This window comes from Sporosarcina sp. FSL K6-3508 (assembly GCF_038615825.1).
GTDB lineage: Bacteria > Bacillota > Bacilli > Bacillales_A > Planococcaceae > Sporosarcina > Sporosarcina newyorkensis.
Genome location: NZ_CP152016.1, coordinates 2,779,383 through 2,800,915, shown reverse-complemented (window position 1 = coordinate 2,800,915; position 21,533 = coordinate 2,779,383). Strand labels below are relative to the sequence as shown.

The window sequence follows — 21,533 nt, the reverse complement described above, 5'->3', positions numbered from 1 at the left end:
TCATGTCAGAATTAACGCCTAAGGTAGATGGAGTTGCAGAAGTGCAATTAGAAAAGACAACAGGACCTTGGCGGGAAGCTTGGATAGGTTTTCGTAAGAGTAAGGTGGCGGTCGTTGGAGCTGCCATAGTGCTCTTCTTTATCCTCCTCGCTCTATTTGGTCCATTAGTGACAAAAGAAGGAATCAACGAACAGCTAATGGCAGATCGGCTGCAGCCTCCTTCTTCAGAATATTGGTTTGGAACGGATGATTTCGGCAGGGATATTTTTTCGCGTATTATCCATGGCGCTCGGATTTCATTATCTGTTGGATTTTTCTCGGTAGTCGGGTCGATTGTTGTGGGCAGTATTTTAGGAATCGTGGCAGGTTACTACGGCCGCTGGATAGATACGATCATTTCACGGATCTTCGATATCATGCTCGCTTTTCCTTCGATTTTATTGGCTATTGCAATTGTTTCTGTATTAGGTCCAAGTTTGCGTAATGCACTCATAGCTATTGCGATTATCAATATTCCAAACTTCGGACGATTGATTCGATCCAAAGTGTTAAGTATTAAGGAAGACGAGTATATTACCGCGGCAAAGGCGATTGGAATGAAGGATTTACGGATATTGTTCTCGCACATTTTGCCTAACTCGATGGCACCGGTTATCGTACAAGGCACGTTAGCAATTGCCACGGCAATTCTAGAGGCGGCCGCATTAGGTTTCCTTGGTCTTGGAGCGGAAGCACCGTATCCCGAGTGGGGAAAAATGTTGGCGGACTCTAAGGACTATTTGCAAAATGCCCCTTGGACGATGATTTTTCCAGGTCTGGCGATCATGTTAACTGTTCTAGGATTTAATCTGATGGGCGATGGTTTACGTGATGCATTGGATCCGAAAATGAAAAGTTAACGATAAAAAATCTTTTCAAGTATGTATACTTGGAAAGATTTTTTGCGTTTTAGAATTGAATGCCCGATGATTCATTAGCTGGACTGTACATATAATGGGTGCAGTTTTTTGTTCCATACACTACTTTTACACATGAAATTTCGCTGCTCTCCGTTTGTCTGAAGAGAAATAGGGGAAAGATAATAGAAATTGTATTAGAGATGAGGTGGAGAAACTGAATAAAGTATTCACTGCTTTAGCTTTCATCGGTGTACCGTTAGTCTTAATCGGCTCTTATTTTCATTGGTCGGATTTGTGGATGTTTGCGCTTTGCTGTATAAGCATCATTGCATTGGCAGCTTTTATTGGCAGGGCGACAGAAAGCTTGGCAATTGTCAGCGGTCCACGGATTGGTGGTTTGCTGAATGCTACATTTGGTAATGCCGTTGAATTAATAATTTCTATATTTACACTGAAAGCGGGCTTGATTGGTATTGTGTTGGCCTCTTTGACAGGTTCTGTTTTAGGAAACTTGCTTCTAGTTCTGGGGCTATCCTTTTTTGCCGGAGGTTTGAAACATAAGCGCCAAAATTTCAGTATTTATGATGCTCGTTATAACTCGGCTATGCTAATCTTTGCGGTAATCGTTGCATTTGTAATACCGGAAGTGTTCACGATGACGATGGATGAGAGGACAACACTGAATCTCAGTATTGGTATTTCGGTAATTCTCATTGCACTTTATCTTGCAGGATTGGTCTTTAAATTATTTACTCACCGAGGAGTATTTGGTTCGGATACGCATGAGACAGACGAAGTACCGGAATGGACGAAAAAGAAGTCTATCCTTGTTTTATTACTTTCAACTGTTGCAGTGGCATTTGTATCAGAAAAGCTAGTGCATACATTTGGAACTCTAGGTGAGAAGTTTGGCTGGTCCGAACTATTCATTGGGGTTATTATCGTTGCGATTGTTGGTAATGCTGCAGAGCACTCATCTGCAATCACGATGGCCATGAAGAATAAAATGGATGTTTCCGTTGAAATTGCAATTGGCTCAACTTTACAAGTGGCAATGTTTGTCGCACCGGTATTGGTGCTGATCTCGTTGATGATGCCACAAGCCATGCCCCTCGTATTCACTTGGCCGGAACTGATCGCCATGATCACCGCGACATTGCTAGTTGTGAATATTTGTCATGACGGCGAGTCCAACTGGTTTGAAGGGCTGACGTTATTCGCCGCGTATGTGATTATGGGTATTGGGTTCTTTTTATTGTAAAATGAATCAGATATGAAAACCCCGGTTCGCTTATTGCGAATCGGGGTTAAATTAGGATAGTCGTCCTTTGAAATCTTCATAGCCAAATTGTTTAACAATTTTAGTTTCTCCTTCAACTGTATGCAGCGCGATGGACGGCAAATTCATCCCATTGAACGTATTGTTTTTCACCATCGAGTAGTGGGCCATATCGCAAAATACAAGACGATCACCGGTCTTTAAAGGCGAATCAAAAGAATAGTCTCCAATAACGTCACCAGCCAGGCAAGTAGGACCGCCCAAACGATACGTATAGGGTTTTTCATTCGGTAAGCTGGCTCCGATGATTTCAGGACGGTACGGCATTTCCAACACATCAGGCATATGACATGAAGCCGAGGTATCAAGAATCGCAATCGGCATGCCATTATGCAATGTATCGAGCACTGTAGCAACCAAGAAACCTGTATTGAGCGCAACAGCTTCGCCCGGCTCCAAATAGACGTCCAAGCCGTATTTATCCTTCATGAAATTAATCGAATGAATTAATGTTGCGATGTCATAATCAGCGCGTGTAATATGATGTCCGCCGCCAAAGTTGATCCATTTCATTTGTTTCAGATACGGTCCGAACTTTTCATCGACCACTTGAACGGTGCGCCATAATGTATCGGAGTTTTGCTCGCACATCGTATGGAAGTGTAGACCGCTAATGCCATCAAGTTGATCAGGCGCGAAATCAGCTAACGTCACGCCAAATCTGGAATGCGAAAAACAGGGATTGTACATATCGACTTCAATCTCCGAGTATTCGGGATTGATTCGGATGCCGCATTCAATATGTTTTTCACTCTTCTGGACTCGCCCTTTGAATCTCTCCCACTGTGCGAATGAATTGAAGACCAAATGATCGGAATAACGGAGGATCTCATCAAATTCATTTTCCTGAAAAGCAGGTGAATAGGTGTGGACCTCTTTACCCATTTCTTCATAGCCGAGCCGAGCTTCCAGCAAGCCGCTTGAGGTTACGCCATTTAAATAGTTGCTGATTAAAGGATATACTTCAAACATGGAGAAACCTTTTTGAGCGAGCAAGATTTTGCAACCGGTTTGATCAATGATGGATTTCATTTTTTGTAAGTTGTTTATGAGCAGCTGCTCCTCCACCACATAACTTGGTGAAGGGACTGCTTTCACATCGAAGTTCATGTCATTCTCCTCAGTCGATCAATGTCGGATTGAAATCTTCATGCCACGGCAAACCATATTCATTCAATGCTTCCATAAACGGATCAGGTTCGAATTCCTCGATATTGAAGACGCCAGGTTTTTTCCATTTACCAGTCAGCATCATCATGGCACCGATCATCGCAGGCACGCCTGTTGTATAGGAAATTGCCTGTGAGCCGACTTCTCGGTAGCATTCTTGGTGATCGCAAATATTATAGACGTAATAGGTTTTAGGTTCTCCATCTTTTGTTCCTTGATAAATACAACCGATGTTCGTTTTTCCTTTTGTACGCGGTCCAAGTGAAGCTGGGTCTGGCAGAACAGCTTTTAAAAATTGTAGCGGTACAATTTGCTGTCCTTCGAATTCAATGGGCTCAATAGATGTCATGCCTACATTTTCAAGTACACGTAAATGTGTTAGATACTTTTCAGAGAAGGTCATCCAGAAACGGATCTTTTCGATACCGGTAATATTTTTCGCCAATGACTCCAGTTCTTCATGATAGAGCAAATAGACATCTTTCGGACCGATTTCAGGTAGGTCATAGACACGCTTCACTTCGAGTGGCGCTGTCTCCACAAACTCGCCTTTTTCATAATAGCGGCCATTCGCAGTGATTTCTCGAATATTGATTTCAGGATTGAAATTTGTTGCGAACGGGTAGCCGTGATCGCCTGCATTGGCATCTACAATATCAATTGTATGGATTTCGTCAAAGTAATGTTTTAAGGCATAAGCAGAAAAAACACCGGTTACGCCAGGGTCGAAGCCGCTGCCAAGCAATGCAGTGATCCCGGCTTCTTCAAACTTTTCTTTATATGCCCATTGCCATTTATACTCAAATTTTGCTGTGTCGAGAGGCTCATAGTTCGCTGTGTCCAAATAGTCCACTTTCGTCTCTAGACATGCATCCATAATCGTTAAATCCTGATAAGGCAACGCGACATTGATCACGATATCTGGTTTGAATTCGTTAATCAATTCCACTAATTCCGCGACATTGTCGGCATCTACTTGAGCAGTTTGTATTTTTGTACGGCCGCCTTCTAATTTTTCTTTCAAGGCATCACACTTTGATTTCGTACGGCTTGCGATACAAATTTCCTCAAAAACATCAGGTACTTGACAACATTTGTGAACCACTACACTGGCTACACCGCCAGCTCCGATAATTAATGCTTTTCCCATTAAAAACACCACCAATTTATAATTTTTTATTAAGTGCAATTGTTAATTCCCGTACAACTTTACAAGCGACAGCCGTCGATACACCGCTTTGGTCGTAAACAGGGGATAGTTCATTGACGTCACATGCCACGATATTTAAATTGCTGACCGTCAGTATGGCTGACAGAAGATCCATAAAGCTGACACCTCCAGCTTCAGGCGTCCCCGTTCCAGGGAAGACGGAAGGATCGAGCACATCCAAGTCTATCGTCAAATAGACGGGTTTGCCTTGTAACTCTTTCACTGTATCTTCAAGTCCATCAAAATTAAATTTGTTCATAAAAACATGCTGTTTAGCAGCCCACTCGAATTCAGGGCGATCTCCTGAGCGGATGCCGTATTGATAAATCCGATTGTCTCCAAGAAGATCCCAAACTCTTCGAATGACGGTAGCATGCGATAGACGCTGGTCTAAATAGTCTTCACGTAAATCTGTATGAGCATCGAATTGAATGACATGCAGATCCGGGTAGCGCTTTGCCGCCGCACGAACAGCACCCAAAGTGACAAGATGCTCACCACCGATCATGCAAGGGATTTTTTGATCTTCTAAAATCTTTGCGGTGAATTGCTCGATTTGTTCCAATGCACGTTCCGTATTGCCGAAACTTAATTCTAAATCGCCGCCATCGAAGAGGGGGTAGTCCGTCAAATCTGCGTCTTGATAGGGACTATACGTCTCAAGACCGAATGATTCGCTGCGCATCACTTTGCTGGCAAAACGTGTACCAGGTCGAAAGGACGTCGTGGAATCAAATGGAGCCCCGAAAATAACGATAGAAGACTCTTGGTAATCAGCATCGAAACCAAGAAATGTTTCAATATTTTTATTCAGCATGGATTAACAGCTCCTTTACATAATTAGGCAATGCAAAAGAACCGACATGCAATTTAGTATTATAATAGTTTGTCTTCAATCCAAGCTCATTCCAAATATCCGCCTGCAAGTCATCAATAGGATGATATTTTTTGGATGCAAAGCCAAACAGCCAGTGGCCTGACGGATAAGTCGGTATATGGGCTTGATACACTTTGGAGATTGGAAAGAAGCCCATGATGCTTTTATGAGCACGCTGCATACCGCGTGCATCTTCTGCGTAGAAAGGACTTTCATGCTGATTCACTAAAATGCCTTCCTCATTTAGTGCTTTATAACAATTGCCATAAAATTCTTTCGTGAAGAGACCTTCGCCTGGACCGAATGGATCCGTAGAATCGACGATGATCAAGTCGTATGCATTTTCCTGTTGACGGACGAATTTCAGTCCGTCTTCGAAATATAGATTTACTCGTGGGTCTGTCAGCTGAGCAGCAGTTTGCGGGAGAAACTTCTGACAAACTTCCACTACTTGTTGATCGATTTCTACCATATCAATTTGTTTGATGTTTGGATATCTCGTCAGTTCGCGAACCGTGCCGCCGTCACCAGCGCCAATCACCAGCACTTTTTCAATCGCCGGGTTCGTTGCCATTGGAACGTGAACAATCATGTCATGATAAATGAATTCATCTTTTTCCGTCACCATAACATAGCCGTCCAGTGTCAGAATCCGGCCAAACTCTGTTGATTGAAATACATCGATTTTTTGAAACTCACTTGTTGCCGTATATAAATGCTCTTCTACACGAAAAGAAAAGCGTACATGCGGTGAATGATCTTCGGTATACCACAGGTTCATCGGTCAGCCTCCTTCACTACATTGATGATTTCTACATTTGGATCTTCGGTTCCCGTCAAGAAACAACCTTTTTCCTTGCAGTATTCGATATAGTCAATAATCTCTTTTGTCACACGTTCACCTGGTGCGACGATCGGTATGCCAGGGGGATAGCACATGACAAATTCACTGGCAATGCGGCCGACTCCACTTTGTAATGATACTCTTTCTTTGGGCGCGTAAAATGCCTGTTGAGGTGTTTGAATGATTTCAGGATTGATATATTCATGGTCGAATAAAGTGCTTGAGTCCCTTTTATAACGTCGTCTGATTTCAGTCAACGCAGCTACGAGTCGTTCCAAATCAAGCTTTCGATCACCGACGGAAATGTAAGCCAAGATGTTCGCCACATCGCCGAATTCGATTTGGATATCGTATTCATCGCGCAAAATATCGTACACCTCAATGCCCGCCAAACCTATTCCGCGCGTATGGATTGACAGCTTCGACTCATCGAAATCAAAGATGGTATCCCCATTGATCAATTCCTTTGAGTACGCATAGAAACCATCGATTTTATTGATTTCATCTCGTGTATATTGGGCCATTTCAATTACTTTATCGAAGATTTCCTGACCATGCAGTGCCAGGTTTTTTCGCGAGATATCGAGTGATGACATCAATAGGTAGGAGCCGCTCGTCGTTTGAGTCAAATTAATGATTTGACGTGTATAGCCTTCACTTACTTCATTGTTGATCAATAAGAACGAGCTTTGTGTTAGCGACCCGCCTGATTTATGCATGCTGACGGAAGCCATATCAGCGCCGACAGACATAGCCGATGCAGGAAGTCGGTCATTGAAATAAAAATGCGTGCCGTGTGCTTCATCCACCAGTACGAGCATTTCGTATTCATGTGCTAGTTCAGTAATTTCCTTTAAATTAGAGCAAATTCCGTAATACGTTGGGTTGTTGATCAGTATCGCTTTTGCGTCAGGATGTTCCAAGATGGCTTGTTTCACTTCTTCGACTGCCATACCGAGCGGAATACCAAGTGGGTCATTGACACCGGGATTGACGTAAACAGGCACGGCGCCGCTTAAGATTAATGCATTGATCGCGCTGCGATGGACATTGCGCGGCATGATGATTTTCTCTCCTGCTTTACAGGCTGTCATGATCATCGCTTGAACTGCAGATGTCGTGCCGTTAACGAGCAGGAAAGCATGTTTTGCGCCAAATGCCTCGGCTGCCAATATTTCAGCTTCCTTGATGACTGAAACCGGGTGGCATAAATTATCGAGTGGTTTCATTGAATTTACGTCGTGTTGCAGACAGGTTTCACCTAGGAACGCAGCCAACTCACTGTTACCGCGTCCGTGTTTATGTCCTGGTACGTCGAATGGGACGACGCGAGCAGCTTGATAGTGCTGCAACGCTTCCATGATAGGGGCTCTTTGTTGTGAATGTGTCACGATTTTCTCCTCACTCATTTTCATAAACGTTGGAACCGCTGAAAATTTCAATCATCTCTTTTCGTAAATTATGAGAGATTTGAAGCCGTTCCTTCGGTGGAAGTTCTGAAACATCTTTATTGAATAGGTAATCTTGCAGATCAATTTCTTTAATCAGCATTTTTGTATGGAAAATATTCGATTGGTACACATTAACATCAATCGCGTCGTACTTCTCCAAAGTCTTTCGATCAATAAAATCTTGGATGGAAGTCATGGCATGATCCATAAATAACTTTTTACCGTCGACGGATCGCGTGAAGCCTCGCACTCGGTAATCTGCTGTGATGATATCCGAATCAAAGCTGCCAATCAGATAATCCAGTGCATTCAGTGGAGAAATCTCTCCACATGTCGACACATCAATATCCACCCGGAATGTCGCAATTGAGTTATCAGGATGATACTCGGGATACGTGTGGACCGTCACATGACTTTTATCTAAATGGCTAACGACAGAATCTTTATCTGGAGGAAAAGGTATAGCTCCTTGATTGCAAGAAGGATCGATCTGTGAAGCAGGAAACTTTTCCTCCGAAATCATTAACGTGACACTCGCGCCTTGGGGATCGTAGTCTTGTTTGCTGACATTTAATACATGAGCACCGATCATTTCGGTCACATCATATAGAATCTTAGTCAATCGATCTGAATTATATTGCTCGTCAATATAGGCGATATACTCACTTTGCTCTCGTCTACTTTTCGCATAGCTTACATCATATATGTTGAAGCTAAGAGTTTTGGTGAGGTTGTTAAAGCCGTAGAGCTTCAGCTTATTTTCCAACCCTAACATCCGTCCTTTCTATTCGTATTGTTCAAATCTATGTGCATAAAAAAATCCCTCCCCAATCTACATGCGCGTGCACAAACATGACAGATTGGAGAGAGACCTTTACTCTGTTGGCTTGTATATAAAAGACGATATACGTTTAGAGGATATCCTCTAGTCTATTACATAACAGGTGATCAGCTTGGTGAAATACTCACAGAATTACTCTTCCTAAATTTAAAAAACTTATGAAATTGATTTCATTATAAAGGAAAATTGCAAAAAAACAAACCCTTTTTTTTGAAAAAAATATGACGATATTTTGTGTAATAACAAAAGTTATGAATTGTCGTACAAAGAAGATTGCGATATGGTATAGGGTAAAACATCTTATTCTTATGGAGGTAATTAAATGAACAATACGACAGTTGAATATTTGGGAAAAGTACGGCAAGATTTTGAAACGAGTCCATTTTGGAAATTTGCAGGTTTACAGACGAAAAAGCTGGAAGAGGGAGATGTGGAATTATATCTGCCGTACCGCCCAGAGTATGATAATGTGCGTGGTACAATTCACGGCGGTATGTATATGTCTATCTTAGACACGACGATGGGTATGCTTTGCCGATCACTTGGCTCGGATGATGTCATGACCATTCAAATGGCAACGCAGTTTCTGAAGCCGGTTGTTCAGGAGTCCGTCTATTCCAAAGCATCCGTGATCAATCGGAGCCGCAGTACGGCGTTAGTGGAAGGTAAATTGTTTAATGAAAACGACGAGTTGGTCGCACATTGTACTGCCACTTTTAAATTGAAATGACGGTGCTGTAAAGTTGGCGACATGAATGAAAAACAGCCAAGCTTGAATGCTTGGCTGTTGGTGGGTGGTCATCCTTTTGGAATAAAGGTCTGACAATCTGTTTCTGCGGAGTCTTTTGCTTTTTTTCCTTTTCTGGTCACTACTTTTATTTCTTCTGCACCACATTGGTTGCCGGATTCCCAGAAATGACAATTCGTCACTTCGCATAATACGTCTTTTGCCATTCGACACACCTCCCTTTTCATATTAATGCCCAGAAAGATTGAATTCATGCTGAACAATTAGAGTGAAAAGGCGTAATCAGATTGAGTGATTAGTGCGTTTGTATGATTTAGCGACTCTGAAATAGAATGAAAAACAGCTGCGAGCATTTCAAATGATCGCAGCTGTTGCAGATTATGGTGATTAAATTAGTAGGGGGATCAAACTAATACAACCGTCTCTTTAGGAGAAGGTAACTCTACAATTCGCTGAACTTCCTCGCCTTCGAGCGTTTCTTCTTTATAAAGAGCATTGACTAATTCCTCAAATTGATAGGCGTGTTCCTTAATTAAGGATTCGGTCTTTTGCGCCGCCTGATTAAAGAGCATTTGCATCTTCTCTTCTTTTTCGGCTTTATTGAAGATCAAAGAGAAACCATCTTGAAATAAGCCTGTATTCACCATACGGTCAAGAATGTCTTTCGCTTGTTCGACATCACCGCCAACACCGATACTATGCTCGCCTAAGTATATACGTTCTGCAATACCGCCAGCTAAAATCATACTCACTTGATCCAGTAATTCACTGGCTGTTGATAAATGCAGTTCTTTTTGAATAGGCGCCACATAGCCGAGCGCTTGTCCGCGAGGAATAATGGTCGCTTTTCTTACGGAACCTGGTTTGGTCAATGCGGCGATAAGCGCATGACCTGATTCGTGAATGGCAACTCGGCGCTTCGTTTCCTGATCATTCAGAGTGCGCGCTGTATTCCCGAGAATCGTCCGGTCTATCGCAAAATCCAAATCATGCTTTTCGATCAGCTTGCGCCCTTCTCTGATTGCGCGACGGCTGGCCGTTTCAAATAATCCGCTGATTTCAGCTCCTGAAAAACCAGATGTGCTCTCAGCAAGAGTATCTAAAGAAGCGGTGACGTTTGGCGCTAATGTTTTACCGTTTGTATGGATATCGATGATTTCCCGACGTCCTTTTGTATCGGGTAACTGCACGTTGAATGTGAAATCGATACGGCCGGGACGCAAGAACGCATCATCTAGCATATCTTTTCGGTTGGTTGCCGCGATGAACAGTACACCATCATTGTCATTACCGCCATCCAATTGAACAAGTAATTCGGTTAATGTTTTTTCAGATTCCTCACCGCCATGCTCTTTCCGTTTTCCGGCCAGCGCATCCACTTCATCAATAAAAATAACAGCAGGGCTTTGTTTACGGGCGTTTTGGAATAATGTCCGGACACGCGAAGCACCGACCCCTACAAATAATTCAGTGAAAGAAGCACCGCTTGAAGAATAGAAAGTGGCACCGATCTCCTTCGCCATTGCTTGAGCCAACAGTGTTTTGCCTGTTCCAGGGGGACCATACAGCAAAATCCCTTTTGGTAATTCAATGCCCATGTCTTTGGCAGTTCCTGGATTTTTAAAAATTTCCAACGTTTGCTGGATCTCTTCTTTCATTTCTTGTGGAAGACCGCCGATGTCCTCAAGTGTAATATCGGGCAGTGGTGTTGCTTTAGATGCCTGATGTTTCATGCCGGACGCTCCGATATTTAACTTGCCTTTTTTGTGGAGTAGGAACAATGTGACGAGAGCTGCCAATACTAATCCCCCAATGATCCATCCTCCAGCTGAACCGGCTGTTTTATATTGATAAGATATATTATATTTTTGCACTAGATCGTCCACTAACGTACTTTGTGGACGGACCATGGTGAAGTATGTCTGATTATCTAGTGTAAGGGAGAGTTCTCCATCAGCTGATTCATTCAGCGTCAGCGCAGCACCTGATTGCTCAGCAATCAATTTTTCCATCTCTGCAAAAGAGATTTCCTGCCCACCAGTTCCCTGTAAATAGTTCCATGTGACTCCTGCAGCGATCGCCGTGACAAAGAGGACTAAAATTAGAATCTTTGATGCTAATTTCGAGATAGGCTTCAAGGTCAGCTACAGCTCCTTTTCTAAGTTACTTCAAAGTATAATGAAAAATAGTAGTTTTGAACAGTACAAAAGCCTACGAAATAGTTACAAATTCTTTACGTTGTGAGTAAATACCTAGCAAGTTAGCGATTTATTACTAGGCGCTAGAATTGAAAAGGAGGTAAACGCGAAGAGTATACAATGAAAATCAGGAGATTCTCTTAGTGATCGTCTTTTTTCATGAACGGGAAAGGAGCGAACCAAAGCCTCCCATATAAAAAAGAGTCGCCTGAAAAGTCAGTTGGAAATGACTTCTCAGACACCCCTTATTTCTGAACAATATCCTGTAACACGGCATACCCGTTGTGTACTTTTATTTTTGCGATGAGCTGTCCTTCACGCGAAAGATCCTCTAGACGCTTGCCTGTATTTTCAGGGACATAGAAACGATCGGGCAGAAAGTTGGCGTAATAAGTCGTTTGCGGATTATATGGAGATTGACCGTAATAATGCATACGTCCCTTCAAAAATACCCCGCTATCGGGTTTTTCTGCAGTCACCATTTTTAGTCCGTATTTGTTTTTGTCTTCCTGCTGCAACACGGCATAGACAACCATCTTTCCGTATGATTCAGTTGAAAGTTCTTTCAATAAAGCTGGGTCCATGTCTTTCGCTTGAACTTCTTCCACAGCAAACTGTAAGCTGACATAATCTCCGTATAAAATATCACGAGGATCGACAGGCACGGTCTCCAATAAAATTGGCGTACCGACATTCAGTGTCCACAACGGTTTCCACGTCATAGACAAAAGTACAACGAGTGGAGCAATAAAGGCCATTAGAAATAGATTCCTTTTATTCTTCATGGCGCTTCACCGTCTCTCGTCGTGATTTTTCAAACCAGAATCCGAATGCGATCAAAAGCAAGCCGCCAATTATGAAAAATAAAGACTTTGGCATGAAGTCATATGTGATGTCTGTGTAATACCGATAAATTAACGCACAAGTGATCAAAATTGCGGGCAGGCTGTTTTGCTTCAAGAAATAAACCAATAGGATAATGAATAAAGCAGTGAATATATAAGGTGCAATGGTTTCCAACTGCCATTCTCTCCAAGAATAGGGGAAGGTCAGCATGATACCCACAGTACCAAATAGGAAAGAACCAATCCAAGATGACTCCGTACGGAAATGTTTGATAGGAAATAAAGCTATCAACAGACCACCGGTAAAGACGATCAACATGGAGATCCATTCGTCAAAATGGAATGCTTCCAGCGTATTGACAATAAATGCTGTTGCCAGCAAGGTCGACATGACAAAGAGTGAACTTTTCCTGCCAAACCTTTTTTCATTCATCCAAAATAAGATAGGAAGAAGTAATAGTAACCAATAAGGTCCGAAACTGCCAGGTTCGAAAGCTGTAAAACTATAGATTATTAAAAAAACACTTGCGAATACGGCAAGAAGTTGATCCTTCAGATAATAAGCGAGAGGAAGGATTCCGACAGCCCATAATAGAAAGTCCGTGTAGACAGTATGCTGCAAATGAAAACTTTGGCCAACTAGAAAAATGCCTGCACCATAAATAGCTGCTCCAATGTAATACATGCTGCGAGCTGTTCTTTCATAGTTTGGTTCCAATTTGTATCCGGCCGAATACGATAAAATAAATGCGATGACAATTAATCCGAATTTAGAAAATGGAATCAGTCCATCCCAGTTGCCGGCTATGAAACTTAATATGCCAACCCCTACCAATATAGCTCCGAAGACAAGCAATAAACGTACGAAATTCGTCGCGCCCTTTGGTTCGTAAAGTGCAAGTAAGTCTTTAGCATCCTCTGATTCTAGTTTTCCATGTTGCTCAAGAAAGTTGAATTCTTGTTTTAAGAAAGCGTACTGTGGTTTGCTTACTTTTCTCTTCACTCCTTTTCCCTCCTATCATGTCAGTACTAAGTAGACGTAATATTTTGTATAAAGTTACATCTGCCTAGCGCTTAGATTTTCTTAGGTTACTATCATACTGGAAAAACACACGGGAAGTTGAATGTTTTTTTAGTATACTTCGGGTGGAAATCCTGTCTAAAAAGTCTGAAATCCAACTCAATTCACTAAAAACCTACTTGACTAATAGGAATAATCATAATACAATGTAAACATCTTTTAACTGAAGTTGACAGGCTGGTTGGGTCTTGTCGATGAGATGATGACAAAAGAGAATACTATATTAGTTTGCGAGGGTGATGAATGTGGCGTTACAAGTAACGAACAGTCCTTTTAGTGAAGAGCAAGTAGAATTGCTGAATCGTCTGCTGCCTAGCATTACGGAAACTCAGCAAAATTGGCTGAGCGGCTATTTGACAGCGATCAGTGCGGCAACATCTCCGCCAAGCGGGAGTCATATTGCTGTTGTTGAACGTCCGGCAATAGAGGTGCCGACCGCAGTGAAAGAAATAACTATTCTTTATGGTTCCCAGACAGGCAATGGGCAAGGGGTTGCTGAACAAGCGGCAGCGAAATTAAAAGAACAATCCTTCGATGTGACGATCCAGTCAATGAGCGATTTCAAGCCAACTACATTGAAAAAACTTGAGCATTTACTTCTGGTAGTCAGTACACATGGAGAAGGGGACCCGCCTGACACAGCGTTGCCTCTATACGAATTCTTACATGGACGTCGAGCTCCAAAACTGGATCATCTTCAGTATTCCGTATTGGCACTCGGAGATAGTTCATATGAGTTTTTCTGCAAGACGGGGTCAGACTTTGATAAAAGACTTTCGGAGTTGGGAGCTACCCCGCTAGCGCCGCGTGTTGATTGTGATTTGGATTATGATGAGCCGGCTGCACAGTGGTTGGCAGCAGTGGAAGTCGCATTACAAATTCAGACTGGCGGACAGTCTGCGGCAGCTAGTCTAGAAGTCGAAAACACAACCTCCACTCAATATTCTCGAATGAATCCGTTTCGCGCTGAAGTACTGGAGAATATAAACCTAAACGGGCGAGGATCAAATAAAGAGACTAGACATTTGGAACTGTCATTAGAAGGTTCTGGTTTAGTATATGAACCAGGTGATAGTTTAGGAATTTTTCCTGAAAATAATTCCGAGTTAGTTGATAAAGTTATAGGTGAAGGGTCTTGGAACCCCGAAGAAACGGTAGAAATTAATTCGCAAGGAGAGCGTCGTGCACTCCGTGTTGCTCTATTAAACTACTTTGAGATTACTGTGCTGACAAAACCACTGCTTGAAAAATTATCGAACTACTCTGAATCAGAACGATTGAAACACCTACTGGAATCAGAGCAAGCGTCCGAATTGCGGACGTATATCGAAGGGCGTGATTTACTGGATGCACTTAAGGATTTCGGACCGATTTCAGCCTCCGAGCAACAACTGATCGGAATTCTGCGTAAACTGCCTGCAAGACTTTATTCAATTGCTAGTAGCCTACAAGCCAATCCGGATGAAGTACATCTTACTGTTGGAGTAGTTCGCTATGAAGCACATGGACGCAGCAGGCAAGGGGTCTGTTCCATTCAATGTGCGGAAAATCTTGAACCGGGCGATACGCTGCCTGTCTATGTGCATAAAAATGACAACTTCCGTTTGCCGACAAACCCTGAAACGCCGATTATCATGATTGGCCCAGGCACCGGTATCGCACCTTTCCGTTCATTTATTGAGGAGCGCAGCGAGACAGGCGCAGAAGGGAAGTCATGGCTGTTTTTTGGAGATCAGCATTATGTGACGGATTTTTATTATCAAACAGAATGGCAAAACTATGTGAAAGATGGGAGCTTGTCTCGTCTGGATGTGGCGTTTTCTCGTGATACCGAAGAAAAAGTATATGTTCAGCATCGAATGAAAGAGGCGAGTCAAGAATTCTATCAATGGATTGAAGACGGTGCTGTAATCTATGTATGCGGTGACGAGCAAAACATGGCAAAAGACGTTCATGCTACATTGCTGGAGATCCTTCAGCAGGAGGGCGGAAAAACGTTGGAAGAATCAGAGCAATTCATGACGCAACTGATTCAGGAGAAACGTTATCAACGAGATGTCTATTAAATCAAATGAAAGGGGAATGGTGAAATGGCTTCAACAACAAAACGAGTCCATATACAAGACGGACCGCCAAGTGATGTGGAAGAAATAAAAATTGAAAGTGATTACCTGCGGGGGAATCTGATCAATACGATGAAGGATTCAATCAGTGCTGGAATACCGGACGATGATAACCGGCTGATGAAGTTTCATGGTAGTTATTTGCAAGATGATCGGGACGTGCGGACAGAGCGTCAGCGTCAAAAATTGGAACCTGCCTATCAATTCATGATACGGGTCCGTACGCCAGCTGGCTTTGCTACGCCGAAACAATGGCTTGTAATGGATGAACTGGCACATAAATATGGTAATGGTACATTGAAATTGACAACTCGACAAGCATTCCAGATGCATGGGATTTTGAAATGGAATATGAAGAAAAACATTCAGGAAATGAACGATGCATTACTGGATTCGATTGCAGCTTGTGGAGACGTCAACCGGAATGTGATGTGTAGTCCAAATCCAAACGAATCACCGATCCATGCGGAAGTCTTTGAATGGTCGAAACGACTGAGTGAAGACTTATTACCGAAGACAAGTGCATATCATGAGATCTGGTTGGATGGCGAAAAAGTAATCGACAGTACGGAAGAAACCGAAGTGGAGCCAATCTATGGAGCAACCTATTTGCCGAGGAAATTTAAGATCGGGATTGCGGTTCCGCCGATGAATGATGTGGATGTTTTCTCGCAAGATATCGGTTTGATTGCGATTGTAGAGAACGGCAAGCTGAAGGGATTCAATGTAGCAGTAGGCGGCGGAATGGGTATGGCGCATGGTGACGAGCAGACGTACCCACAGCTGGCCCGATTGATTGGTTATATACCGGCGGATCAAGTCGTTGAAGTTGCCAAGCAGCTGATGATGATTCAGCGAGATCATGGAAATCGTTCTGTGCGCAAGTACGCACGTTTCAAATATACAATTGATGCACGTGGGCTGGATTGGCTCATTGGGGAACTCCATAGCCGTCTCGGATGGGAATTGGAAGAGGCTCGACCTTATCATTTTGATCACACAGGAGATCGTTATGGATGGGTCGAAGCGACGAACGATTGTTGGAATTACACATTTTTTGTGGAAAATGGCAGGATCCGTGATACAGAAGGTTATCAACTGATGACTGCTTTACGGGAAATTGCAGAAATCCATACAGGTGACTTTCGTTTAAGTCCAAATCAAAACTTGGTTCTTGGCGATGTGACGACTACGAATAAGAAAGAAATCGAGAAGATCATTGCTCGCTATGAATTGGAGTCTGCCACTTCGCAATCGTCTTTGCGACGTAATTCCATGGCGTGTGTCGCATTGCCGACTTGTGGCTTGGCAATGGCGGAAGCAGAGCGTTATTTACCTTCATTAATTACAAAGATCGAAGGCTTGCTGGATGAGGCGGGTCTTGGCGATGAAGAGATTGTGACACGGATGACAGGTTGTCCGAATGGCTGTGCACGCTCGGCGTTAGCGGAGATCGGTTTCATTGGAAAAGGGCCAGGTAAGTATAATATGTACTTAGGCGGTGGATTTGCCGGTGAACGACTGAGTAAAATCTATCGGGAAAACATCGGAGAGAAGGAAATTTTAAGTGAATTGCAGCCAATCCTGAATCGCTATGCGAAAGAGCGTGAAGCAGGTGAACATTTTGGGGACTTTGTCATTCGTGCCGGAATAGTGGCAGCGACTACGGATGGAACAAATTTTCATACAGTTTAATAGTTTGCAGAAAAACGAAGTTGTCCGAGAAGTCATTTTCACCTGACTTTTCGGGCTTTTTTATGGAGGGAAATATGTTTATTTCGGCCGGTCAGCGGAAAGAGAGAAGGTGCGGTGCATGGAAGGATTGGTTCTGTCTGGAAATGGCTTGGCTCGGTGTAACGGAACTTTGGTGCAGTGCGGAGAGAGTTTGGTTCGGTCCTGAGGTACTTTGGCGCGTTCCTCTGTTTATCTTACTGATTGTGCAAAAAAGGCTGTTACTAAAAGCCACATTGGACTTTCAGTACAGCCTCGTCTTGTAGTTCATGCTCTTTTGGAAATGCGTAATATAGTTCATTCATGAATTTCTGACGTTCTTCTTTATCATGTAAATAGATCGGTTCAATGGCTTCTGCCAACCAAGTTTTGCGATTTTCGCGCTTCGGGATATGTTGCTTCACGTAGTGGCGGACGTCTGCTAAGAAATCCAAATACTCTTCAAATCGTTCATCATACTGCTCTGCTATTTCTGAGCGGATTTTCTTTGCTAAAGAGGGGCTTGCTCCACTTGTTGATACACTGATGACCAGCTTTCCACGTGTTGTGACTGCTGGGATTTGTGCAGTGCCTAAAGAAGGGTTGGAGGCGTGGACTACTAGCTTGCCTGCATCTTTTAGTTGAAGGGCAAGCTGATCATTGACTGTTTCATTATTCGTCACGAGTATCGTTAAGAAAGCATTCTCAACGTCTTCCCATGCAGCTTCTTTCGGGACCAGTCTAACAGTCCCCTCACGTGCTAAAGTTAGCAGAGAAGGGTGGAAAGCGGGACTAACGACAGTGGGCCTGATCCCGAATCGCTGCAAATTAAGCACTTTATGATAGGCGACAGAACCTCCTCCAATTAAAGTGACGTTAGTATTCTTCAAGTTTTCAAGCATAACAGGGAACATATAATTCACGCTTCCTTTCTGCGGCTTCATCGGCACGTTCATTCAAAATCGTATGAATCTCTGGCGCGTAGCCTAACGCTGGACAAAAATGAATGGCAGTCGATGTGTTGATTTTTTTTAGAGTGCGTTCAATTGATTTCAACAGAATGCCTGTGAACAATAGATAGGGCAGGACGTATAAATTATCAGGTTTTTGTTCCAATAATCTTGAAATTTCATCTTCATAAAATGGTTCACAAGCAGCCAGATAGCCGACGCTGACATTACGCAAGCCGGTTTTCTCTTGAAAAAGACTTTGGATTCTCGCAAAGTCCTGTTTGGTTGCAGGATCGCTGCTGCCGCGTCCAATCAATAAGATGGAGGCATCTTCAGGAATCTGCTCCGTTGTTTCCTGCAGTCGCTCGATTAATACATCGATCATACGCTCATCTACACCGATCGGTTCACCATAATAAAGGGGAACTTCAGGATAGTGCATCATGATATCCTGTAATTTTAAAGGAATATCCACATTGGCATGACCTGCACGTAACAATAGGAAAGGAATAGCGACAATCTCCGTTGCTCCGCGTGCTATGCAGCGTGCAATCCCTTCTGAAATCGACGGATCAGCAAGCTCCAAGAAACACGCTTCCTGTATCGGTGCTGGATTCGTTTCCATGGTTTTCTCAATGAACGCCAAAGCAGCCTGCTGTCCTGACTTTACGCGGCTGCCGTGGCAAATATATAGGATTGCTCTCATACACTCGCCTCGTCTAAACAGCGTTCTGAACGAAATTCTTCAAACCATTGCAATTCATCACGCAATCGGACGACTTCTCCGATGACAATCATACTCGGATTCAGGACATTTTCTTCACGCGCTGTTTCGGTCATCGTCTCCAAAGTTGCAGTGACTGTATGCTGTGTTTCCGTTGTTCCCCAATGAATGAACGCAACCGGTGTCTCTGGATGTTTTCCATGTCGAATCAATTGCTTCTGGATGTAGGGCAGATTGCTGACACCCATATAAATGGCGAGTGTATCGATTCCTTTCGCAAGCGCTTGCCATTTATCTTCTTCCTCAGCACCTTCTTTTCGATGGCCTGTTACGATTGCGAAAGACGCGCTATAATCACGGTGTGTAACAGGAATGCCAGCATAGGCCGGAGCAGCGATTCCGGAAGTAATACCCGGAACCACTTCGAATTCAAGTTTATGCTGAACTACAAACGCCGCTTCTTCACCACCGCGCCCGAATATAAAAGGATCGCCGCCTTTTAGCCGAACGACTTGCTTGTCTTGCTTCGCATGTTTGACCAATAAGAGATTAATCATGTCCTGTTGAACGAAATGATGTTTCGGCAGCTTACCGACAAAAATCAGTTCAGCATCCGGTCGAGCATACTCAAGAATCTCTTGATTGATCAGCCGGTCATAGAGAATGACATCAGCTTGCTGAATCACTCTCATTGCTTTGACGGTCAATAGATCTGGATCACCTGGACCGGCGCCAACTAGCCAAACTTTTCCCATCCTCTTCACTCCTCAGTCAACCCATTTTTTTTCACGCAAATAGCTGATTAATTGTTCGACGCATTCTTCGACGGTAAAACGATCCGTTTCAAGTATTAGTTCAGGGTTTACTGGTGCTTCGTAGGGAGAAGAAATACCGGTAAATTCCGGAATCACCCCAGCACGTGCTTTCTCATAAAGTCCTTTTGGATCACGCTGTTCACACGCATCCAGTGGACAACTGATATAGACTTCCACAAATTCATCTTCTTTTACTAAACGTCGGACACTGTCCCGGTCTTCCTGAAAAGGGGAGATGAACGCCGTGAAGACGAGTTGACCGCTATCAATGAATAGTTTGGCGACTTCCCCGATTCTGCGGATGTTTTCCTTGCGCGCTTCATCTGAAAATCCGAGGTCTTTGTTTAAGCCATGACGTACATTGTCTCCGTCCAAGACATACGTATTTGCTCCCAAATCATGCAGTCGCCTCGCCGCTGCATTTGCTATCGTGGACTTCCCCGAGCCGGATAAACCTGTAAAGTAGAGAACCGCACTATGATGGCGATTTTTTGCCCGTTGTTCATCTTTTGTAACCAATTGTTCATGCCATACGATATTTTCCGTCATGTCGATATCTCCTCATTTTGCCAGTTCTTTTTGTTTCAAGCCTTTGATCAAAACATCCACTACTTCTTTGCGGCTGAATTCTGCGGGAGGGAGCACACCATTTTTCAGCATTTCACGCACTTTTGTTCCAGATAAAATCACATGGTGTTCACTCGAATGCGGGCATGTTTTCGCAGTCGCCATATTGCCGCAGGCTGTGCAATAGAAACTATGCTCAAAAAATAACAGTGTGATGCCGATTTCTTCGGCTGTGAAATTGGAGAAAATTTCCTGCGCTTCATATGTCCCATAATAATCACCGACACCAGCATGATCACGTCCGACAATGAAATGCGTGCAGCCGTAATTTTTCCTAACCAACGCATGGAAGATTGCTTCACGAGGTCCGGCATAGCGCATCGCAGCAGGGAAAACTGCTAATTTCACACGGTCTTCTGGATAATAATCGCGCAGTAACACTTGATAGCTTTCCATCCGGACATCTGCGGGAATATCATCTGATTTCGTTTCACCTACGAGCGGATTCAACAGCAATGCATCTACAATTTCAAGCGCTGTTTTCTGGATATACTCATGTGCGCGGTGAACCGGATTCCGTGTCTGGAAACCGACAATTTTCTTCCAGCCGTTTGCCTCAAATGCTTGCCGCGTTTCTGCCGGATCAAAATAAAATTCGACAAAGTTTCGCTGTTCAATTCGTTTGATCAGTTTGATGGGTCCCCCAAGATAGACGGATCCCCGTTCCAGCAGTTTGGCTACACCTGGATGTTTACGGTCTGTTGTTTTATATACTTTCTCGGCTTCCACTTCTTGGTCAGGTTCGAAAATATCTGTGATCGTAAGCGTCCCGTAAATGTCTCCTTCGTATTCAAGTAAAACGGTATCACCTACTGAATACAAAGAGCCATCTCCTACAGGCAATGTGATCGGCAAGCTCCAGACAGTGCCATCTGCTAATCTGATATCGTTTACGACAGAGTGATAGTCTTTAGAGGTCAAAAATCCTGTTAACGGACTGTAAGCCCCTGTCGCAATTAATTCCAGATCGCTAACTGCCGTTGCATCGATCGGAATTTTCTTGCGCAGTCCTTCAATCGAGAGAGAAGGCTCATATAAATTTACTAATCTGCCGCCATGCGGTTCTATATTTGTCATAATA

The 21,533-nt window shown here is 43.3% G+C and carries 20 protein-coding genes; 5 read left to right on the top strand and 15 right to left on the bottom strand.

All coding sequences use genetic code 11. The features are described 5' to 3' along the window. Window positions 1-2: 2 nt before the first annotated feature. Window positions 3-899 carry a nickel transporter permease gene (gene nikC, locus MKX97_RS13995; protein ID WP_078818412.1) on the top strand — a complete coding sequence of 299 codons (897 nt, stop codon included), beginning with the start codon at window positions 3-5 and terminating at the stop codon, window positions 897-899. Between the two features lie 214 nt (window positions 900-1,113). Then, entirely contained in the window at window positions 1,114-2,160 is a 1,047-nt protein-coding gene (gene cax / locus MKX97_RS13990; protein WP_342537513.1) for a calcium/proton exchanger, read from the top strand. A gap of 51 nt (window positions 2,161-2,211) precedes the next feature. Here cax and nspC read toward each other — a convergent pair whose 3' ends face one another. From nspC to speD, 6 genes are read right to left on the bottom strand one after another with little or no spacing between them, the layout of a single operon-like run. After that, a complete protein-coding gene (gene nspC / locus MKX97_RS13985; RefSeq protein ID WP_342536247.1) occupies window positions 2,212-3,348 on the bottom strand; it encodes a carboxynorspermidine decarboxylase in 1,137 nt (378 codons plus the stop codon). Window positions 3,349-3,358: 10 nt separating this feature from the next. Further along, window positions 3,359-4,558 (bottom strand): saccharopine dehydrogenase family protein, encoded by a 1,200-nt coding sequence (locus tag MKX97_RS13980; protein ID WP_342536245.1) that lies wholly within the window; start codon window positions 4,556-4,558, stop codon window positions 3,359-3,361. A 16-nt stretch (window positions 4,559-4,574) separates the two neighbouring features. Further along, window positions 4,575-5,435, bottom strand: a complete 861-nt coding sequence (gene speB, locus MKX97_RS13975; RefSeq protein WP_342536243.1) for an agmatinase — start codon at window positions 5,433-5,435, stop codon at window positions 4,575-4,577. Then, entirely contained in the window at window positions 5,425-6,276 is an 852-nt protein-coding gene (gene speE, locus MKX97_RS13970; RefSeq protein ID WP_342536242.1) for a polyamine aminopropyltransferase, read from the bottom strand. Before speE ends, speB begins: the two co-directional genes overlap by 11 nt. Then, complete coding sequence (locus tag MKX97_RS13965) at window positions 6,273-7,748, bottom strand: aminotransferase class I/II-fold pyridoxal phosphate-dependent enzyme (RefSeq protein WP_342537512.1); 1,476 nt, start codon at window positions 7,746-7,748, stop codon at window positions 6,273-6,275. The genes speE and MKX97_RS13965 overlap by 4 nt, the downstream gene beginning before the upstream one ends. Beyond that, window positions 7,741-8,565 (bottom strand): adenosylmethionine decarboxylase, encoded by an 825-nt coding sequence (gene speD, locus MKX97_RS13960; protein WP_342536241.1) that lies wholly within the window; start codon window positions 8,563-8,565, stop codon window positions 7,741-7,743. The genes MKX97_RS13965 and speD overlap by 8 nt, the downstream gene beginning before the upstream one ends. A gap of 388 nt (window positions 8,566-8,953) precedes the next feature. On the opposite strand from speD, the gene MKX97_RS13955 reads away from it, so the two are divergent. Further along, window positions 8,954-9,361: a PaaI family thioesterase gene (locus MKX97_RS13955; protein ID WP_342536240.1), complete on the top strand. Its 408-nt coding sequence runs from the start codon at window positions 8,954-8,956 to the stop codon at window positions 9,359-9,361. A 68-nt stretch (window positions 9,362-9,429) separates the two neighbouring features. Here MKX97_RS13955 and MKX97_RS13950 read toward each other — a convergent pair whose 3' ends face one another. From MKX97_RS13950 to MKX97_RS13935, 4 genes are all read right to left on the bottom strand, one after another. Beyond that, window positions 9,430-9,585, bottom strand: a complete 156-nt coding sequence (locus MKX97_RS13950; RefSeq protein ID WP_078818406.1) for a DUF1540 domain-containing protein — start codon at window positions 9,583-9,585, stop codon at window positions 9,430-9,432. A 198-nt stretch (window positions 9,586-9,783) separates the two neighbouring features. After that, window positions 9,784-11,517: an AAA family ATPase gene (locus tag MKX97_RS13945; protein WP_342536239.1), complete on the bottom strand. Its 1,734-nt coding sequence runs from the start codon at window positions 11,515-11,517 to the stop codon at window positions 9,784-9,786. 305 nt (window positions 11,518-11,822) lie between these two features. Further along, on the bottom strand, window positions 11,823-12,335 hold the full coding sequence (locus tag MKX97_RS13940; protein ID WP_176132594.1) for a GDYXXLXY domain-containing protein: 513 nt from the start codon (window positions 12,333-12,335) through the stop codon (window positions 11,823-11,825). Window positions 12,336-12,351: 16 nt separating this feature from the next. Further along, window positions 12,352-13,425, bottom strand: coding sequence for a DUF2157 domain-containing protein (locus MKX97_RS13935; RefSeq protein WP_009498500.1), 1,074 nt, complete (start codon window positions 13,423-13,425; stop codon window positions 12,352-12,354). Between the two features lie 323 nt (window positions 13,426-13,748). Between MKX97_RS13935 and MKX97_RS13930 the strand changes: the two genes are divergently transcribed. Then, entirely contained in the window at window positions 13,749-15,569 is a 1,821-nt protein-coding gene (locus MKX97_RS13930; RefSeq protein WP_040759814.1) for an assimilatory sulfite reductase (NADPH) flavoprotein subunit, read from the top strand. Between the two features lie 24 nt (window positions 15,570-15,593). Further along, complete coding sequence (gene cysI / locus MKX97_RS13925; protein WP_078818404.1) at window positions 15,594-17,321, top strand: assimilatory sulfite reductase (NADPH) hemoprotein subunit; 1,728 nt, start codon at window positions 15,594-15,596, stop codon at window positions 17,319-17,321. 260 nt (window positions 17,322-17,581) lie between these two features. Here cysI and MKX97_RS13920 read toward each other — a convergent pair whose 3' ends face one another. Genes MKX97_RS13920 through sat form a run of 5 tightly spaced genes read right to left on the bottom strand, consistent with a single transcriptional unit; the run spans window position 17,582 to window position 21,529 of the window. Further along, a complete protein-coding gene (locus tag MKX97_RS13920; RefSeq protein WP_342536237.1) occupies window positions 17,582-18,250 on the bottom strand; it encodes an NAD(P)-dependent oxidoreductase in 669 nt (222 codons plus the stop codon). Beyond that, complete coding sequence (locus MKX97_RS13915) at window positions 18,231-18,992, bottom strand: sirohydrochlorin chelatase (RefSeq protein ID WP_342536236.1); 762 nt, start codon at window positions 18,990-18,992, stop codon at window positions 18,231-18,233. The genes MKX97_RS13920 and MKX97_RS13915 overlap by 20 nt, the downstream gene beginning before the upstream one ends. Then, entirely contained in the window at window positions 18,989-19,765 is a 777-nt protein-coding gene (cobA, locus tag MKX97_RS13910; RefSeq protein WP_342536235.1) for a uroporphyrinogen-III C-methyltransferase, read from the bottom strand. Before cobA ends, MKX97_RS13915 begins: the two co-directional genes overlap by 4 nt. Window positions 19,766-19,777: 12 nt before the next feature. Next, the gene (gene cysC / locus MKX97_RS13905; protein WP_221837077.1) at window positions 19,778-20,374 is read right to left on the bottom strand and encodes an adenylyl-sulfate kinase; all 597 of its coding nucleotides are present in this window, start codon (window positions 20,372-20,374) and stop codon (window positions 19,778-19,780) included. 12 nt (window positions 20,375-20,386) lie between these two features. Continuing rightward, a complete protein-coding gene (gene sat / locus MKX97_RS13900) occupies window positions 20,387-21,529 on the bottom strand; it encodes a sulfate adenylyltransferase (protein WP_342536234.1) in 1,143 nt (380 codons plus the stop codon). Between the last annotated feature and the right edge of the window lie 4 nt (window positions 21,530-21,533).